Genomic DNA, 586 nt, shown 5'->3' on the forward strand with positions numbered 1-586 from the left:
CGACCATGACCGATACCGACACGCCCGCACTAGCAAGCTAAAACCCCAAACGAGAGGAAAACGCCGTTACACCACTACAAGGGACTTGACCGCGAGATCGCGGCCGCACGTGGACTCACCTGGCCCAAGGAGTACTTGACGCTCGCCGACGACGTCATGGTGGACATGCCCCCCACCGGCGCCGAAGTCAGGCTGCTGCACTTCAGCGCGAACTTCGAGCTGCTCGGGGCCAAGGACATCGCCCGCCGGTTGGAGATGTTGGCGGAGCCGGACGATTTCCGGAATATCGATCCCGCCGAGGGTTTGTTGCCTTTCGGGATGGAGCCCGGCGGCAACCTCTATTGCTTCCGCACCGGGGCCGCCGGCGCGGGGCCGGTCCCCGTGGTTCTGCTGCAGAACGATGAGCAGGAGGATGAGCGCCTCGCGCCGGATCTCGCCGGGTTCATTTTCGCGGAGATGGTCGTCGCTTCCGCCGAGTTCTACGACGACGATTACCGGCTCTTCAGAGTTGAGTGTGGGCGCGCCGATCGGGCAGGGGTGTTGGGGATAAGCATCGAGGTCCCTGATGATGAGTGGACTTTAACCC

The 586-nt window shown here is 63.1% G+C and carries 1 protein-coding gene; it reads left to right on the plus strand.

Going from position 1 to position 586, the window contains the following annotated elements; genetic code table 11:
- Positions 1-135 precede the first annotated feature (135 nt).
- Positions 136-586, plus strand: a 451-nt coding sequence (locus BSZ39_RS13055) for an SMI1/KNR4 family protein (RefSeq protein WP_187343254.1), incomplete at its 3' end; no start/stop codon positions are given.

It is taken from the genome of Bowdeniella nasicola, from assembly GCF_001907295.1.
In the GTDB taxonomy this organism is placed as follows: domain Bacteria; phylum Actinomycetota; class Actinomycetes; order Actinomycetales; family Actinomycetaceae; genus Bowdeniella; species Bowdeniella nasicola.